Annotated in this window: 16 protein-coding genes; 10 read left to right on the top strand and 6 right to left on the bottom strand. The window is 65.3% G+C overall.

Translation table 11 applies throughout. The annotated features are described in order from the left end of the window. The first annotated feature begins 102 nt into the window (after positions 1 to 102). From CH295_RS15075 to menE, 5 genes are read left to right on the top strand one after another with little or no spacing between them, the layout of a single operon-like run. The gene (locus CH295_RS15075) at positions 103 to 1,269 is read left to right on the top strand and encodes an inorganic phosphate transporter (protein ID WP_037187059.1); all 1,167 of its coding nucleotides are present in this window, start codon (positions 103 to 105) and stop codon (positions 1,267 to 1,269) included. A 7-nt stretch (positions 1,270 to 1,276) separates the two neighbouring features. Next, positions 1,277 to 1,564, top strand: coding sequence for a hypothetical protein (locus CH295_RS15070; RefSeq protein ID WP_037187055.1), 288 nt, complete (start codon positions 1,277 to 1,279; stop codon positions 1,562 to 1,564). A 23-nt stretch (positions 1,565 to 1,587) separates the two neighbouring features. After that, the gene (locus tag CH295_RS15065; RefSeq protein ID WP_037187052.1) at positions 1,588 to 1,917 is read left to right on the top strand and encodes a DUF3349 domain-containing protein; all 330 of its coding nucleotides are present in this window, start codon (positions 1,588 to 1,590) and stop codon (positions 1,915 to 1,917) included. A gap of 3 nt (positions 1,918 to 1,920) precedes the next feature. Beyond that, positions 1,921 to 2,235, top strand: coding sequence for a DUF3349 domain-containing protein (locus CH295_RS15060; RefSeq protein ID WP_094631990.1), 315 nt, complete (start codon positions 1,921 to 1,923; stop codon positions 2,233 to 2,235). Positions 2,236 to 2,293: 58 nt separating this feature from the next. After that, positions 2,294 to 3,382, top strand: a complete 1,089-nt coding sequence (menE, locus tag CH295_RS15055; RefSeq protein WP_212556178.1) for an o-succinylbenzoate--CoA ligase — start codon at positions 2,294 to 2,296, stop codon at positions 3,380 to 3,382. A 134-nt stretch (positions 3,383 to 3,516) separates the two neighbouring features. Here the strand turns inward: menE and CH295_RS15050 are convergent, their stop codons facing one another. Beyond that, a complete protein-coding gene (locus CH295_RS15050; protein WP_094741149.1) occupies positions 3,517 to 3,891 on the bottom strand; it encodes a nuclear transport factor 2 family protein in 375 nt (124 codons plus the stop codon). A 149-nt stretch (positions 3,892 to 4,040) separates the two neighbouring features. Beyond that, positions 4,041 to 5,717, bottom strand: coding sequence for an alpha/beta hydrolase (locus CH295_RS15045; RefSeq protein ID WP_212556175.1), 1,677 nt, complete (start codon positions 5,715 to 5,717; stop codon positions 4,041 to 4,043). Between the two features lie 62 nt (positions 5,718 to 5,779). On the opposite strand from CH295_RS15045, the gene CH295_RS15040 reads away from it, so the two are divergent. From CH295_RS15040 to CH295_RS15030, 3 genes are all read left to right on the top strand, one after another. Next, positions 5,780 to 6,559 carry a PIG-L family deacetylase gene (locus tag CH295_RS15040; protein WP_094741148.1) on the top strand — a complete coding sequence of 260 codons (780 nt, stop codon included), beginning with the start codon at positions 5,780 to 5,782 and terminating at the stop codon, positions 6,557 to 6,559. A gap of 68 nt (positions 6,560 to 6,627) precedes the next feature. Beyond that, positions 6,628 to 7,581, top strand: coding sequence for a daunorubicin resistance protein DrrA family ABC transporter ATP-binding protein (locus CH295_RS15035; protein WP_037187039.1), 954 nt, complete (start codon positions 6,628 to 6,630; stop codon positions 7,579 to 7,581). Further along, positions 7,578 to 8,411 (top strand): ABC transporter permease, encoded by an 834-nt coding sequence (locus tag CH295_RS15030; protein WP_094632720.1) that lies wholly within the window; start codon positions 7,578 to 7,580, stop codon positions 8,409 to 8,411. Before CH295_RS15035 ends, CH295_RS15030 begins: the two co-directional genes overlap by 4 nt. On the opposite strand, the gene CH295_RS15025 is transcribed toward CH295_RS15030, so the two are convergent. After that, positions 8,408 to 11,653: an ATP-binding protein gene (locus CH295_RS15025; RefSeq protein ID WP_170945916.1), complete on the bottom strand. Its 3,246-nt coding sequence runs from the start codon at positions 11,651 to 11,653 to the stop codon at positions 8,408 to 8,410. The two genes, CH295_RS15030 and CH295_RS15025, sit on opposite strands and share 4 nt — an antisense overlap. Before the next feature lie 159 nt (positions 11,654 to 11,812). Here CH295_RS15025 and CH295_RS15020 point away from each other — a divergent pair, with 159 nt between their 5' ends. Beyond that, positions 11,813 to 13,069: a DUF7159 family protein gene (locus tag CH295_RS15020; protein WP_141217028.1), complete on the top strand. Its 1,257-nt coding sequence runs from the start codon at positions 11,813 to 11,815 to the stop codon at positions 13,067 to 13,069. Positions 13,070 to 13,116: 47 nt separating this feature from the next. Next, positions 13,117 to 13,986 (top strand): 1,4-dihydroxy-2-naphthoate polyprenyltransferase, encoded by an 870-nt coding sequence (locus CH295_RS15015; RefSeq protein WP_094741145.1) that lies wholly within the window; start codon positions 13,117 to 13,119, stop codon positions 13,984 to 13,986. Here the strand turns inward: CH295_RS15015 and CH295_RS15010 are convergent. The 3 genes from CH295_RS15010 to CH295_RS15000 are packed head-to-tail and all read right to left on the bottom strand — an operon-like array spanning position 13,983 to position 15,317. Continuing rightward, positions 13,983 to 14,363 carry a phage holin family protein gene (locus CH295_RS15010; RefSeq protein ID WP_094741144.1) on the bottom strand — a complete coding sequence of 127 codons (381 nt, stop codon included), beginning with the start codon at positions 14,361 to 14,363 and terminating at the stop codon, positions 13,983 to 13,985. The two genes, CH295_RS15015 and CH295_RS15010, sit on opposite strands and share 4 nt — an antisense overlap. Positions 14,364 to 14,407: 44 nt before the next feature. Beyond that, complete coding sequence (locus CH295_RS15005; protein WP_252342050.1) at positions 14,408 to 14,833, bottom strand: nitroreductase/quinone reductase family protein; 426 nt, start codon at positions 14,831 to 14,833, stop codon at positions 14,408 to 14,410. Beyond that, complete coding sequence (locus tag CH295_RS15000) at positions 14,817 to 15,317, bottom strand: MarR family winged helix-turn-helix transcriptional regulator (RefSeq protein WP_094741205.1); 501 nt, start codon at positions 15,315 to 15,317, stop codon at positions 14,817 to 14,819. The genes CH295_RS15005 and CH295_RS15000 overlap by 17 nt, the downstream gene beginning before the upstream one ends. Between the last annotated feature and the right edge of the window lie 80 nt (positions 15,318 to 15,397).

Raw genomic sequence — 15,397 nt, 5'->3', positions numbered from 1 at the left:
AATGTGAACGGAAGATGAACGCAACACGACTTCGAGGTGCCCAAGAAGAACACTTCGCAAGAAATTTCCTCGAAACGTCGTTCGTGTCCCACACTTTCCACCGTGAGCGCTGAATTCCTCGTACTTCTCGTCGTGGTCGTGACTGCACTGGCCTTCGACTTCACCAACGGTTTCCACGACACCGCCAACGCCATGGCGACGTCGATCGCAACGGGGGCACTGAAGCCCAAGGTTGCGGTCACCCTGTCCGCTGTCCTCAACCTGGTCGGCGCATTCCTGTCCGTCGAGGTAGCAGCCACCGTCGCGAAGGGCGTCGTCAATCTCGGCGACACCGGCGGTCAAGCTCTACTGACCATCATCTTCGCCGGCCTCGTCGGCGGCATCCTGTGGAACCTCGCGACCTGGCTGCTCGGCATTCCGTCCAGCTCGTCGCACGCACTGTTCGGCGGCCTCATCGGTGCCACCATGGCCGGTCTGGGCACCAGCGGCGTTGTGTGGGACGGCGTCTGGAGCAAAATCGTCCTTCCCGCTGTCCTCGCCCCGATCGTGGCCGGCCTCGTCGCCACCGCCGGCACGTGGGTCATCTACCGCATCACCAACTCCGTACCCGAGAAGTCCAAGGAGCGCGGATTCCGTTGGGGTCAGATCGGTTCGGCCTCGCTCGTCTCGCTCGCACACGGCACGAACGACGCTCAGAAGACGATGGGCGTCATCTTCCTGGCCCTGGTCGCCTACGGCACCGTCACCCCCGACTCGGAGATGCCGTTGTGGGTCAAGGTCACCTGTGCGCTGGCGATCGCCCTCGGCACCTACCTCGGCGGCTGGCGCGTGATCCGCACCCTGGGCAAGGGCCTGGTCGAAATCGCATCTCCGCAGGGCATGGCCGCCGAGGCGTCCTCGGCCGCGATCATTCTGACGTCCAGCCACCTCGGCCTTCCGCTGTCGACCACGCAGGTCGCCACCGGCTCGATCCTCGGATCGGGACTCGGAAAGCCGGGCGCCGCAGTGCGCTGGAACGTCGCCGGCCGTATGGCCGTCGCCTGGGTGATCACCCTGCCGCTCGCCGGAATCGTCGGTGCCGTCTGCTGGTTGCTCGCCCACACGATCGGCGGGCTGCCCGGCATCCTCGTGGTGTTCGCCATCCTCGTCGCACTCGCCGCCTTCATGTACATCCGCTCACGTCGCGAACCCGTCGATCCCGGCAACGTCAACGCCGAATGGGACGGCGGCCTCGTTCCGGCGCCCACCGACTCTCCAGTGAAGGTCTGAAGTACTCATGGACACTCTGAAGCACACTCTCGATTCGCTCTGGCAGGTTGTTCTCGTCGGTCTGCTCCTGGGCGCAGGCCTGCCCGCGATCTTCGCTTTCGGTCTCAAGGCACTGTCCGTCGGTGAGCCGTCCGACGATGCCGCGGCAGCAGGCACCACCCGAGTTGCTCGCCCCGCCGTGGCCACCGCCGCCGCGATTGCCTGCTTCACCGTCGTGGTCGTGGCCATCGTGGCCGGGATTCTCTTCATCATGAAGAACTTCCTCGACAGCACGTTCGGCATCTCCGTCTTCTGACCCGAGAAAGGACTCCTGTCGTCATGACCGATTCAACGAAGACTGCCTTCCCGGCATCGGTGCTCCAATGGCTTCGGGCGGGCTACCCCGAGGGCGTCCCGCCCAAGGACCGCTTCCCGCTCGTCGCTCTGTTGCGCCGCGCCGCATTGACCGACACCCAGGTACAGGAGATCGTGCTCGAGTTGGTCTCCCCCGCCAACGGAGCACTCGACGACGGGGCTATCTCGCACGACGAGATCGCCACGTACATCCGAGACCAGATCGACGCCGAGCCGACGACCGAGGACATCGCGCGCGTCTCGGCGCGTCTCGCAGCAGGTGGATGGCCTCTGGCAGATCCGGCTTCCCTGTAGTCCATGTCGGTCCCGTCTTTCCTCCACTCGATCGTCGGTTGGCTTCGCGGCGGGTATCCCGACGGGGTACCCGAGGCGGACTACGTTCCCCTCCTTGCACTCCTGACTCGGCGACTGTCCGACGACGAAGTGCAGTCGGTGATGGACGCCCTCATCGCCGACGGTCGGCTGCCTGCGGACAAGGCCGGCATCTCGGTCACCATCACCAAGGTCACCAACGAGATGCCCCGCGACGAGGACATCAATCGAGTGCGCGCGAACCTCGCCGCCGGCGGGTGGCCCCTGGCCGACCCGTTCACCCTCCGCCGCACGGACTAACCTCGAGTCCGTGCTCGAGAGCGTTTCCATTCCGTCGGGACCGACAGCGGCGGACATCATGCCGCGGCTGAGCCGCATGCTCGCCGGCGACGGCCCGGCCCTGCTTCCCGTCCCCGCCGACGATCCTCGCGAGATTCACCGCCTGCACGACGCCCTGGCACCGGGTACCCCCATCGACGACGGCGTCGCCCTGGTCGTCGCGACATCGGGTACGACGGGAATTCCCAAGGGCGCCATGCTCCCCGCGTCTGCACTGGTGGCGTCGGCGACGGCCACCGAGGAACGACTCGGCGGACCGGGGTCGTGGCTGCTGGCGTTGCCCGCGCACCACATCGCCGGAATGCAGGTGCTGCTGCGCAGTGTGCTCGCCGGAACCTCGCCGGTGATCATGGATGTGTCCCGCGGTTTCGACCCGGTCGCCCTGATCGAATCGGTGGGCCGGATGTCGGGGCCCCTGCGCTACACGTCACTGGTTCCCGGCCAATTGGTGAAGGTATTCGAGAATCCCGAGGCCGTGGCTGCGTTGGCCTCGCTCGATGCTGTGTTGTTGGGCGGGGCGGCAACGCCGATTCCGTTGCGGGAGAAGGCACATGCTGCAGGGATCCGCGTGGTTCGAACGTACGGCATGAGCGAAACCGCCGGCGGCTGCGTGTACGACGGAGTTCCGCTGCACAGTACCGTCGTACGCATCGACGACGGCAGGGTCGTGTTGGGTGGACGAACTCTGGCCTCGGGATACCGCGGTCTACCCGATCATCCGGCCTTCGCCGAACCGGGGTGGTTCCGCACCGACGACGCCGGAACCATCGTCGACGGGGTACTGAGCATCTCGGGGCGACTCGACGAGGCAATCTCGACCGGTGGGTTGACCGTCGTCCCTCAGGTCGTCGAGGCAGCACTGATCACACATCCTGCGATACTCGAATGCGCCGTCGTGGGATTGCCCGACGAGCGACTGGGGCAGAAAGTGGTGGTCGCAGTGGTCGCCTCTGCGCCGGTGACGTTGGCAGAGTTGCGCTCTCACGTCGCATCGTCGTTGGACGTCACGGCCGCGCCACGAGAGTTGTTTCTCCTCGACTCACTGCCGACCCGAGGGCCGGGAAAACTGAATCGAGCAGAATTGCGGGCAATGCTGGGGAAGCGCTGAGCAGGCCGCTGCTCGGAAGTCCCCCGGTTTGCGGCAAACGCGCGCGCGTTCGTCAGGTGCGCGCGGAATAGTCCGCGAACAGGTGGCGAAACTGCGCGCGTTCAGCAAACGCGCGCGCGTTTGCGCCGGAGTGGTCACGCGAGCGGCGTGCCTTGATGGTGCACCAGTTCCCATCCGGTGTCCGTACGCCGCCACAGCGAGGTTCGGCGAGCGCGCATCTGCCTAGTTTTCGAAATCCACTGCAGCAGCAGATAACCTGGGCCGATCACCCGTCCGGTCGGTTCGATCACCTCGATCTCGACGGAGATTTCGCTGCCGAGCAGGTCGAGTATCGACGACTTGTCCCAGATCGTGCCCGAGGCTCCGACCTCGGTGAAGTCGTCGGCGAGCAGACGGGCCAGCCTCTCGCGATCGCGTCGACATTCCGCAGTCTGCAGCTCTCGCTCGAGCTCGAGAACCGTCGACAGGTCGTCGTCGGCGTTGGGTCGACCGGCAGAGGCAGGCGGCATGGGGTGCACTGTCTCACGCACGAATGCGCGCGCGTTTGTCAGGTGCGCGCGGAACAGCCCACGAACAGGTCGCGAAACTGCGCGCATTCGGCAAATGCGCGCGCGTTTGCGGCGGAGGTGGGTGGGCGGACAACCGATCGGCCGACGCCTCAGCCCGCCATTTCCTCGTACAACCGTTCGACGTCCGCGTCCGTCCAGCCCGGCGGCTGGAGGATGTCTGCCCACATGTTCACCGCGTCGGCTCCGTAGCTGTGGCCGTGGCCGTCGTCGACGTCGGTGGAGAACACCTGATCGAACGTCAACTGCCAGAAGGTCACGAACGGGAACCACTGCACGCCTGGATCGACGTCGGCACCACGGGTTTCTCGTAGCCAGTCGGGCCGGTTCAGTATCAGATCCGGAGACCACCACACGATGGGATCGGATGCGTGCTGCCAGTACACGATTCGGGGCTCGTCCCATTGCCCGCCGATGTCGAGGTCACCGGACGAGCTGGCGAAACGAACGTGCTCGCCGCCGTCGATGACAGGCAGGATCTCGCGGGATCCGGCGTCGCGCCCACCGGTGATGCGCGCCCACTGAGGCGTGAAGTTGGGATTACCGACCCACAGGGCACCGTCGATGCGCGCGATCATGTCCTGCGCGCCGCTGAACGCATCCTGTCCGCCGTAGGCACCGAGGCTCTCGCCGAACAGCACCAGCTTCGGTCGCGAATCCTCGGGGAGCTCGCTCCACACCTCGTACACCGCCTCGAAGAGAGCCCGTCCGGCATCCTGTGGAGTCTGGCGGTCGGCCAGAAACGCCATCGGGCTCGGCAGGAACGAGTACTGCATCGACGCAATCGCCGAATTGCCGTCGTACAGGTATTCCAAAGGGCGAGCGACGTTCTCGTTCACCCACCCCCGTCCGGTGGTGGTCGCGACGCCCAGTACAGCGCGGGAGAACGCACCCGTGCGTTCGAGTTCTGCCACCACTCGCTCGGCCACGCCCTCGACGGTGTCCGCGGACTCCACGCCCGCGTAGGCACGGATCGGTTGCACCGCAGGCCTTCCGGTGAACTCACTGATCTCGTCCGGCGATACCCCGGACACGACGAAGCGTCTGCCCTCCTGCCCCAGGGAATCCCACTCCTCGTTGGACGCGTCCGAACCCGACAGCTCGGCCGCGGTGGGCTTCTCGACGCCCTCGTGGTTGCCGCGGTCTGCAGTCGAGGCCGAACTCTCCGCGACCGCCACGATGCCGCGAATCAACGCGCCGTTGACGGCGAACACCACCAACAGGGCTACGACGACCACGCTGGCGATCCTCGCGACCGGCTTCGGGACGTACTGCTTGCCCCACCGCGTCAACGCCTGAGATGCCCGCCGCAGCAGACGACCCAACGCCAGCACGGCCACTGCAACCACCACGGAAACCACCAGCACCGCGATGTACAGCGGCCTGCCTGGATCCTCGACACCGACGAGCTTGCGGACGATCTGCTGCCACCACGACCCCAAGATCAGGAACAGCGGAATCGCCACCGCCGCGGCAACGGCCAACGCCCACCACCCGCGGCGACGCCACTGCTCGGACCAGTTCGGTGACACCCCACAGATCCGAACCACCCACGCGATGAGGCATCCGACGCCGTATCCGATCGCGACGCTGATTCCCGTGGCAACCGCCTGCAGATACCAGGCTCTGGGCAGCAGTGACGGAGTCATCGACAGCGCGAAGAACACCAGAGCAAAGAAAATCCCGACTGGATGCAGTGCGCGGCAGTACCGATCCGCCCGTGAATCCTGCCAATGAGAACGAATCGCGGCCGACCGCTGTGTGGTCATCCGCAGATCGTATTTGCCCGCCGACTGGGCCGCACCCTCTTCGACATGCAAGCATTCACCACATGAGTGTTCTGGTCTGCTTCCACGCACATCCCGACGACGAAGTGTTCGGCACCGGTGGCGTGATGCGTCTCGCAGCCGACGCAGGCCACCGCGTCGTCCTGGTCACCGCCACCGACGGTGCCCTCGGCGAGTACCCCGACGGAATCCTCACCGACGGCGAGACACTGGCCGAGCGCAGACGCGTCGAGCTGGATCGTTCGGCCGCTGTTCTCGGAGTCTCCCGAATCGTGCGGCTGCACTACGCCGATTCCGGAATGGCCGGTACTCCGGAGAACGCGAACCCGGACGCGTTCTGCAACGTCGACGTCGACACCGCAGCCCAACGCCTGGCCGACGTCCTCCGCGAGGAGCACGCCGATGTCGTGACCATCTACGACCCGAACGGTGGCTACGGTCATCCGGACCACATCCAGGTTCACGTCGTCGGCAAGCGCGCGACCGAGATCGCCGAGACCCCATTCGTCTACGAGACCACCACCAACCGCGATCACATGCGCAAGTTGATGGAGGCCAATCCGCACTGGGGCGAGGAAGCGTCACCGCCGGACATGGAGACGTTCGGTCTGCCGGAAACCGAGATCACGACGGTGGTCGACGTGTCCAGCGTGATGGACGCCAAACGGGCAGCAATGGAAGCCCACGAAACACAGGTCGGCGACTTCGGACCGTTTCTGCAGATGCCTCTGGAGGACCTCGCCACCGCGTTCGGCACCGAATGGTTCAGAAAGCTACGCGGCACCGGTGGCGTCGGCCTCACGGAGACCTCACTCCCACTCTGACCTGGCCGGACAGCGGACGCAAGCGCGACGTACGCGTCGTGCAAGCGCCCGGGGCGATCGTTGGCCCCATGACCACACCAGCAATCGAGGCCCAGAACCTCGTCAAGACATTCGGTAAGCACCGCGCAGTCGACGGCGTCAGCCTGACCGTTCCCACCGGGGCGGTGTACGGCGTCCTCGGACCGAACGGCGCGGGCAAGACCACAACGGTGAGCATGCTCGCCACTCTTCTGAGACCCGACGGAGGCTCGGCCCGCGTCTTCGGCCACGATGTCGTCGCCGACGCCACCGCCGTCCGGTCGCTCGTCGGCGTCACCGGCCAGTACGCATCGGTCGACGAGGACCTCACCGCGACCGAGAATCTCGTCGTCTTCTCCCGCCTACTCGGGCTCGGTCGCCGCGAGAGCAAAGCCAAGGCCGTCGAACTCCTCGAGGAATTCGGGCTGACCGAGGCGGCGTCGAGACCGTTGAAGATGTTCTCCGGCGGCATGCGTCGACGCCTCGATCTGGCAGCGAGCCTCATCTCGGCACCACCGCTGCTGTTTCTCGACGAGCCGACCACCGGGCTCGACCCCCGCACCCGAGCGCAGATGTGGGACACCATCCGACGCCTCGTCGCCGAGGGCTCGACCGTCCTTCTCACCACCCAGTATCTGGACGAGGCCGACCAACTGTGCGATCGAATCGCCGTCATCGACCACGGCCGCGTCATCGCCGACGACACCGCCGACGGGCTCAAGTCGTCGGTGGGTACATCCGCTCTCGCACTGACTCTGACCGACCGACACCGGATCGACGACGCCCGAGTGTTGGTTGCCGAGCAGCTGGGCGTCGAGGTGTCCGTCAGCCCCGAGTCTGCTCGTCTCACCGCACCGATGACCGACACGTCGATGACCCCCGACATCTTGATTCGACTGCGCGACTTCGGAATCGACGTCACTGAAATCACCGTCACCAAACCCAGCCTGGACGAGGTCTTCCTGACTCTCACCGGCAAGAACGCAGACGAGGACGCAGCATGACAACCACTCTCACGCCACGAGCGTCGACGTACATCGACCCCGCCGACCGACCTGTCGTGCGACACATCGGCCTGGCCCGCACCGCCGCACAGTCCGCCACGATGGGATATCGCGGACTGCTCAAGCTCCGCCACAATCCGGAACAACTCACCGATGTGGTGTTGCTTCCGATCATCTTCACGTTGATGTTCAGCTACATCTTCGGCGGCGCGATCGCCGGAGACGTGAGCTCCTACCTACCGATGATCGTGCCGGGAATTCTTGTCCAGACAGTCATCACCGGTTCCGTCGTCACCGGCACCCAGCTGCGAGAAGACATGGACAAGGGTGTCTTCGACCGCTTCCGATCACTCCCGATCGCTCGAATCTCCCCGCTTGCAGGCGCATTGATGGCCGACGTCATCCGCTATCTCATCGCCGCGGTCGTCTGCTTTCTCACCGGATTCGCGATGGGCTATCACCCGGCGGGCGGAGCACTCGGTCTCCTCGGGGCGGTGCTGCTGGTGATGTTCTGCGCCTGGGCGATCAGCTGGATCTTCGCGCTCCTGGGCACCCTGATGAGCAAAGCCTCCTCGGTCCAGGGCATCTCGATGCTGGTGTTGTTCCCACTGACGTTCCTGTCCAACGCCTTCGTCGACACCAGCACGATGCCGAGCTGGCTGCGCGCCTTCGCCGATGTCAATCCCGTCTCACACCTGGTGACGGCGGTCCGAGAGCTGGCGAACAACGGGCACTTCGGTATTCACGTCGTGTACTCACTCGTCGGAGCCGCAGTCATCGTCGCGATCTTCGCCCCACTGACCGTCAGAATGTACATGCGCAAGGCCTAGACCAGCGCGAGCAACCGCAGAATCTCTTGCAGCGCACCATTTCTGGTGAATTCAGCGGCCCGAGCGAGCCCGGCATCGACCTCGCGGTCACCGGCAATCGCTCGGGCCGCTCTCAGATGCCGATCGATCTGCATCGTCGGGAAGTCCTGCCGACCCACCGCCTTCTTCGACACCGCCGACAACTGCACCCCCAATGCCCGGTCTCCCCTGTGAATCTCGAACGAACCCACCGCACACGCAACCGCGCCGAGCATCGGGATGTCGTAGAAACCGCCCGGCACCAATACATTCCACGGCTTGCGCGTCAACGCCGCCACTGCATCGGACACGTCCTCGGCACGACTGTGCAGAACGTGCGCACCGACGGCTGCACACACCAGAATGGTCATGAACGGATCACTCGGATCCTCCGACGGCCAACCACCCAACGCCAAGGCTCCGCGAAAACCCTCGAGACCCTGCTCGACGGCACCGTCCTCGAGATCCGCCGCAGCCCGCGCCGCCGTCAGCGACGCGGAACTCGACCGCTGCTGAGCGCGATCCCAGCGGGCACCGATGTCGTTGTCCGAGGGTGGATCGAGGGTGATCTCCTGCCCGTGCGCCACGGCTTCCAACTCGTCGATCAATCCGCGTCCCTCGTCGACACGACCGGCCCCGATCAACGCCATCGCAAGAAAAGTGCGCGTCTGCACGCTCTCCTCGAAAGCGTGCATCTCCCACATGACGTCGGCCGAGATTCGGTAGTACTCCACGGCCCGTGCGTAGTCGCCCGACAGCCCGTACGAGCTGGCCAGCGTCTGCGCTGTCGAGCCGACGGCCCACAGGTCTCCCCGACGCCGTGCGATGACGAGCGCCTGCTCGCCGTCTCGGATCGACTCGTACAGGCGACCCGAGTTCTGAGCCAGCATCGAGCGAACGACGTACGCGTTGCAGCGAACGTCGTCGTGTTCGGATCGAATGGCAAGGGCCAGCTTGCGGGCCACACCCCGACCCCCGGCGTGGTGAACCAGAACCTCCGAGTTGAAGCGCAGCCCCGGCGACATCCCCGCCCGACTGTGCAGCAGGTGCCGGAGGTCCACCCTGATGCGAGCTATCCGACGCAGATTTCCGCCGTAGGCGTAGTGCGCCGCCAGCACCAGCAGGGCCATCGCGGCATTGTCGTCGGGCGTGCCGAGCATCCCGTCACGCATGCTGGCCTGCACTCTGTCTGCCCAGTTGAGCACCTCCGAATGCGCCCCACGCATGGCCCAGAAATAGCCCAGTACCGAGAACAACGTGCACACGTTGTCCGAGAACTGTTGCCCGAACGAATGTCTCATCACCGACAGCAGGTTGTCGTGTTCGGCTTCCATGAGCGCGACCATCTCGGCCGGGTGCCCACCGGAGTAGCCGGCGGATACTCGAACCGCGACCGATGTCGACCACTCGCGCAGCCGAACTGCGACGGCTCCGGCCTCGCCACTGGCGTCGAGTTGCTCCTCGCCGTACTCGCGCACTGTCTCGAGCATGTGGTACCGAATACCGATCGGCGTCTCGACAACGCTGAGCATGGACTGATTCACCAGACCGTCGAGCGCAACCGAAACATCTTCCACTGCAGCCCATTGCGCCACCTGCCTCGCGGCGTCGAGATCGAATCCCGCCGGAAATCGACACAGTCGACGCAGCGCCGCCTGCTCGGTGGCGTCGAGCAGATTCCAGCTCCAGTCGATGACGGCATGCAACGTCCGATGCCGTTCCGGCCTGGTTCGATCCGCCGATCGCAGCAGCGTGAAGCGACGGTCGAGCCTCGCGTCGATCTCCTCGACGCTCATCGACTTGACCCGCGCCGCAGCCAGTTCGATCGCCAACGGCAAGCCGTCCAACGTACGGCACAGTCGGGCCACGGCGTCGGGTTCGAGGCGCGCCGACGGCCGGACCGCCCGCACCCTGATGCAGAACAGTTCCGTCGCAGGCGAATTCGAGCCGGTGACACCCAACGACGGCAGTGGGAAGACCGACTCGGCCGTGATCCCCATCGGGGAACGCGACGTCGCCAGCACCGTCACCGCGTCGGTCGACGCCACCAGGGCGTCGACCACCACCGCGACCTCGTCGATCACGTGCTCGCAATTGTCGAGAATCAGCAATCCTCGCCGCGTCGAGAAGACATCGACCAGTCGTTCCCGAATCGAATGGATCCGGGTGACCTGAAGACCACCGACCTTGACGTCGGCCTCGGAGAGCCCGAGGGTCGCTCCGATCGCCGACGCGACATCCTCCTCGCTGCGCAGCGAAGCCAGTTCGACGAACGCCACCGACATGTGAGCCGCAGCGCGGCGACCGAGCTCGTGTGCGATCCGCGTCTTACCCGCACCGCCGGGACCGAGGACGGTGACGACACGAGAACTGCCGAGCAGTTCCTCGATCGCGTCGACGTCGTCGCCTCGTCCGATGAGTGCGTTCGGTGCGGCGCGCAGACCGATGATCTGCAGCATCTTCGGTGCGGTCTGTCCCAGAATTTCGGTGTTCACCGCGGTCACGGCCGGCGACGGGTCGGTTCCCAGACGTTCGGCGAGTTCGGTTCGCAACGCCACGAACACCGTCAGGGCATCGTTGGATCTGCCTGCGCCGTGCATTGCACGCATGAGGTCGGCGGTGGCGAGTTCGTCGCTTGGATCTGCGGCGACTCTCGCCTGTGCGAGCGGGATTGCGTCATCGAAACGGCGCAACCCCAGTAGCGCCGAGATCTGTACGGACCTGAGCGCCGCCTCGAGCAGTTCGGCCTGTACTCGGACAGATTCCGGCGGCTCCCCTCGCCACAGGATCAGGGCGTCGAGCGCGCCGTCGAGGGCGTCCTGCCACTGCGCAGAAGCGAGTCGAGCCTCGGCCGCACGGGTGAGGACACGCGCGCGGCCGAGGTCGGTCTCCTCGGTATCGAGAGCCAACCGATAGCCGCCGCGATCGCTCTCGAGAACGCCCGTGGGCAACACAGAACGCAGCCGAGAGATCTGCGTCTGCAGAGCGTTCTTCGGCGAACGGGGAGGCTCGTCCTGCCACACCTCGTCGATGAGGACCTGCGCCGACCGCATGCGCCCCGGCACCAGCGCCAAGGCCACCAGCAGGGCCTGCGCCCGCGCACCCGGTACCGGAACGAGATCGCTGTCGATTCGGGTCGCGACGTCGCCGAGGATCCCCACCACCGGGAAGTCGCTGGTGAGGTGCTTCGTTCGAGGATGCGCGATGTCGTTGGGCACTGCCACCAGATCGTAGGCCGATGATGGGACCCCCTCGACCTGACGTTCGGATTGTTTCGAGCCTCTAACCAAACCGCGAGACGGTACAGTGTTCACGTCGCCTGCCATGAGGGCGAGTTCTTCATACCTGAACACCGTCACCGAAATGGAGAGGCCGGAGAAGCGATGCGTTCGTCAGTGGGTGTGTCCCTGGGCACGTGCGGCATTCGCACGGCGCGGACCACCGAAGACGGCGCATGGACCGACGGCACCCCGTTCGACGACTGGCAGCTCTCCCCTACGGCATCCGACGTCGCGCGCGTCGTCCGCGGCGTCGTCGACAGTCCGGACGCGCCCCAATCACTCGGCGTCGCCTATCGCACCCCCGAGGAACGCACCGAGATCGCCGACGCGCTGGCCGAGGAGTACGTCTCCGACGTCCACCTCATCGACAAGACCGGCGCGGCAATGGAGTACCTACGCCCAGGGCTCCCCTCCCACCACCGAACGATCGCGTTGTTCGACGCAGGCGAAACCGGAGTCGACGTCGACATCGTGGACGTCGAGTCCGGCCGCTCCTACGGTTCGGCGCGATCCACGGCCATCAGCGGTGCCTCCTTCGATGCAGTGGTCCGGGAACACATACTCGGTCTCGGCATAGTGCGTCCGCCCCAATCTCCGGACGAAGACAGTGCGCTGACGGCCTTCTGCCGCGGAATCAAGGAAGCACTGTCCTCGCACCTGACCACCAGCACACCCGATGGCGAGCACATCCTCCTCGAGCGCCACATCTTCGAGCTGTCGATTGCACGCTCCACCGAGGAGGCCGCCGAGACGGTGCGCCGACTCGGTCGCGAAGCCGAGTTCTATCCCGACGCCGTCATCGCCATCGGCGGGACGTCCAACGTTCCGTTGGTCCGGGCCACCCTCGAACGCTTCCTGCAGCTGCCGGTCATCGTCCCGGACAGGCCCGAGCTGGTCGTCGCCGGTGGTGCCGCAGTGCATGCCACCCATGTCGATGCGACCCACGTGCCGCCCCTCGCCTCGCACCGTCCAGCACTCGCGCGACTCGGCATGATCGCACTACCGATCGCAGGCGTCATCGCCGCGATCGGACTGTTCACCGCACTCGGATCCAGCGACGAGAGTCAACCGCTGAGCACCCCCGCCAGCGTCGGTGATTCGGTTCCGCGAACCACCACGCCTGCGGCATCCAGCACCACGACGGCCACATCGTCACCGATCCCCGACATCCCACCTCCCCCACCGACCACCACCGCGCCTCCGGCTGCTGCCGCCGATTCCTCGCCCTACGTGCAGTACCAGCAGCCGCACTACTACCCGCCTGCACCTCCGCCTGCCCCCACCGTGCCCCTGCCACAGATTCCGGGCGTTCAGATGCCCGTCATCCCGTTGCCGGTATTGCCGCGCCTGCCGTTCTGACCGGCCGCGTTCTCACCCGTCGCACAGATACGGAAAGATCCTCGCTCATGGCCACCACTGCGCAATGGATCGAAGGTGCGCGACCGCGCACACTCCCGAACGCGATCGCCCCTGTCCTCGTCGGCACCGGTGCGGCCGTGTCGCTGGACGGAGGAGTGTGGTGGAAGGCGCTGCTGGCGCTGATCGTCTCGTTGGCTCTGATCGTCGGCGTCAACTTCGCTAACGACTACTCCGACGGAATCCGCGGCACCGACGACGATCGAGTCGGGCCCCTCAGGCTGGTCGGTTCGAAGGCCGCGTCCGCCGGAGCCGTCAAGAAAGCCGCCATCGGTTGCTTCGCAGTCGGTGCAGTGGCCGGACTGGTCCTGGCTGCGACGAGCGCGTGGTGGTTGGTCATCGTCGGACTCGTCTGCATCGCCGGTGCCTGGTACTACACCGGCGGCTCGAAGCCGTACGGCTACAGCGGTTTCGGTGAGATCGCCGTGTTCGTGTTCTTCGGTCTCGTTGCGGTTCTCGGCACCCAGTTCGTGCAGGCCGAGACGATCGACTGGGCGGGAGTACTGGCAGCGGTGGCCGTCGGATCGTTCTCGAGTGCAGTCCTGGTTGCCAACAACCTTCGCGACATCCCCACCGACACCGAATCCGGGAAGCTCACTCTCGCAGTGCGATTGGGCGACACCCGCACCCGCTACCTGCATCTCGCACTACTGGTCGTGCCGTTCGCAATGACCGTCGCTCTGATCGCTCGCACCCCATGGGCACTGGTCGGCCTGCTCGCGCTCCCCTTCGCCGCTCGCGCGAATTCCCCGGTGCGCAAGGGAGCTCACGGATTCGAGCTGATTCCTGCACTGCGCGATTCGGGCCTGGCGATGCTCGTCTGGGGCGCGAGCACCGGCGTGGCGTTGGCCTTCGCCTAGCGCTTGTCGGGAACGAACGCGCCCAGCAGAAAATTCACGATCGAGATGATGATCGCGCCCCAGAACGCCGCGGCAAACCCGACGATCTCGAGGCCGTAGCCGGTCTGCGACGACAGCCAACCCGTCAACAACAGCATCAACGCGTTGATCACGAGAGTGAACAGCCCGAGAGTCAGAATCAGCAGTGGCAGCGACATGAGCTGCACCAGCGGCTTGATGAACGCATTGACGACCGTCAACACGGCCGCGATACCGAGCAGCACCACGATGTCCCACCCATCGCCGCGCCCCGAGCTGGTGACAGTGACGCCGTCCACGAATTCCTTGGCAACCCAGATGGCAACGGCGTTGATCACGAGCCGAATCAAAAAGTTCATGGCGCCATCGTAGGGTTCGTCAGCGCCCGACGGCTACGACGTATTCAACGCTCCAAGTCGATGTCGACAGTTACTCGCCCACGATCGTCACGAGTCGCCACGGCAAGGCCGGAATGATGGACGCCGCCGAGGTCGACATCGACTCGACCGCCGTCGCTCTCGAAATTTCGCCACCAGTTCTTCTTGTCCGGCACGGCCACCGCAACTTTCACGTGATTGCCCGTTCGCTTGTAGGCCACAGGCAGTGAGAACTCCTTGCCGGATTTTCGGCCGGTGTAGGTCAGGATTCCCATCGACCGCCCCAGCACTCTGTCGAGTACCGGCGCCTTCATGACGACCACAAAAACCTTGTTGAACGCTGCTGCCGACTTCTGAAAGGTGTTCACTGTGCCGCCTCCGGGATTGCCCTGCACGTGCTGCCGAGCGTAGCGGCGTCGCAGGCCGATGGAGTCGTCACTGCGAGGACACACCGTCCTCCATCGACTCGGCCAATACATCGAGGGCTTCGAGGACCCGCTCCCGTCGCGCACCCAACGCGTCGAACAATCGGCCGTGAGCCGCGAGCTCGCGCGGAAAGACCTCGTCCACAACATCTTTGCCCGCGTCGGTCAACGTGATCGACGCAGACCTCCGATCCTCTGCATTCTGCACGCGCTCGAGGAAGCCGCGACGTTCGAGCTTTCCCAACGCCTTGCTGACTCCGGCGCGCGTCATGCCGAGCAATTCGGCCAACCGAACTGCCGTCACGGGTTCGGTGCCGTAGCGCAACGGCACCATCAATTCGACTTCGGCCACCGTGACGCCGGCCTCGGCGTAAATCGGTTCGACGGCCAGCTCGAGGAGCGCGACGATGCGCTTGATCTGGGCAACCACCTGCATCGGCGAGGCGTCGAGGTCGGGGTTGAACTCCGCCCACCGTGCGCAGGTCAGCTCACGAAGCGATGCGTCGGTCATCGTCACCACCAATATTGTTAACCGGTTGACAGTTCTGCTACGTTCACAGCCTAATTCATCTCATCGACTCATTCACGAGG

This window comes from Rhodococcus sp. 14-2483-1-2, assembly GCF_002259405.1.
Taxonomy (GTDB): Bacteria; Actinomycetota; Actinomycetes; order Mycobacteriales; family Mycobacteriaceae; genus Rhodococcoides.
This window is presented reverse-complemented; position numbering and strand designations above follow the sequence as displayed.

Excerpts from the sequence above, each read along its gene's own strand:
- menE (WP_212556178.1), top strand. The coding sequence starts at position 2,294 with ATGCCGCGGCTGAGCCGCATGCTCGCCGGCGACGGCCCGGCCCTGCTT.
- CH295_RS15040 (WP_094741148.1), top strand. The coding sequence starts at position 5,780 with ATGAGTGTTCTGGTCTGCTTCCACGCACATCCCGACGACGAAGTGTTC.
- CH295_RS15045 (WP_212556175.1), bottom strand. The coding sequence starts at position 5,717 with ATGACCACACAGCGGTCGGCCGCGATTCGTTCTCATTGGCAGGATTCA.
- CH295_RS15000 (WP_094741205.1), bottom strand. The coding sequence starts at position 15,317 with ATGACCGACGCATCGCTTCGTGAGCTGACCTGCGCACGGTGGGCGGAG.
- CH295_RS15050 (WP_094741149.1), bottom strand. The coding sequence starts at position 3,891 with ATGCCGCCTGCCTCTGCCGGTCGACCCAACGCCGACGACGACCTGTCG.
- CH295_RS15010 (WP_094741144.1), bottom strand. The coding sequence starts at position 14,363 with ATGAACTTTTTGATTCGGCTCGTGATCAACGCCGTTGCCATCTGGGTT.
- CH295_RS15030 (WP_094632720.1), top strand. The coding sequence starts at position 7,578 with ATGACAACCACTCTCACGCCACGAGCGTCGACGTACATCGACCCCGCC.
- CH295_RS15070 (WP_037187055.1), top strand. The coding sequence starts at position 1,277 with ATGGACACTCTGAAGCACACTCTCGATTCGCTCTGGCAGGTTGTTCTC.
- CH295_RS15035 (WP_037187039.1), top strand. The coding sequence starts at position 6,628 with ATGACCACACCAGCAATCGAGGCCCAGAACCTCGTCAAGACATTCGGT.
- CH295_RS15020 (WP_141217028.1), top strand. The coding sequence starts at position 11,813 with ATGCGTTCGTCAGTGGGTGTGTCCCTGGGCACGTGCGGCATTCGCACG.
- CH295_RS15015 (WP_094741145.1), top strand. The coding sequence starts at position 13,117 with ATGGCCACCACTGCGCAATGGATCGAAGGTGCGCGACCGCGCACACTC.
- CH295_RS15060 (WP_094631990.1), top strand. The coding sequence starts at position 1,921 with ATGTCGGTCCCGTCTTTCCTCCACTCGATCGTCGGTTGGCTTCGCGGC.
- CH295_RS15065 (WP_037187052.1), top strand. The coding sequence starts at position 1,588 with ATGACCGATTCAACGAAGACTGCCTTCCCGGCATCGGTGCTCCAATGG.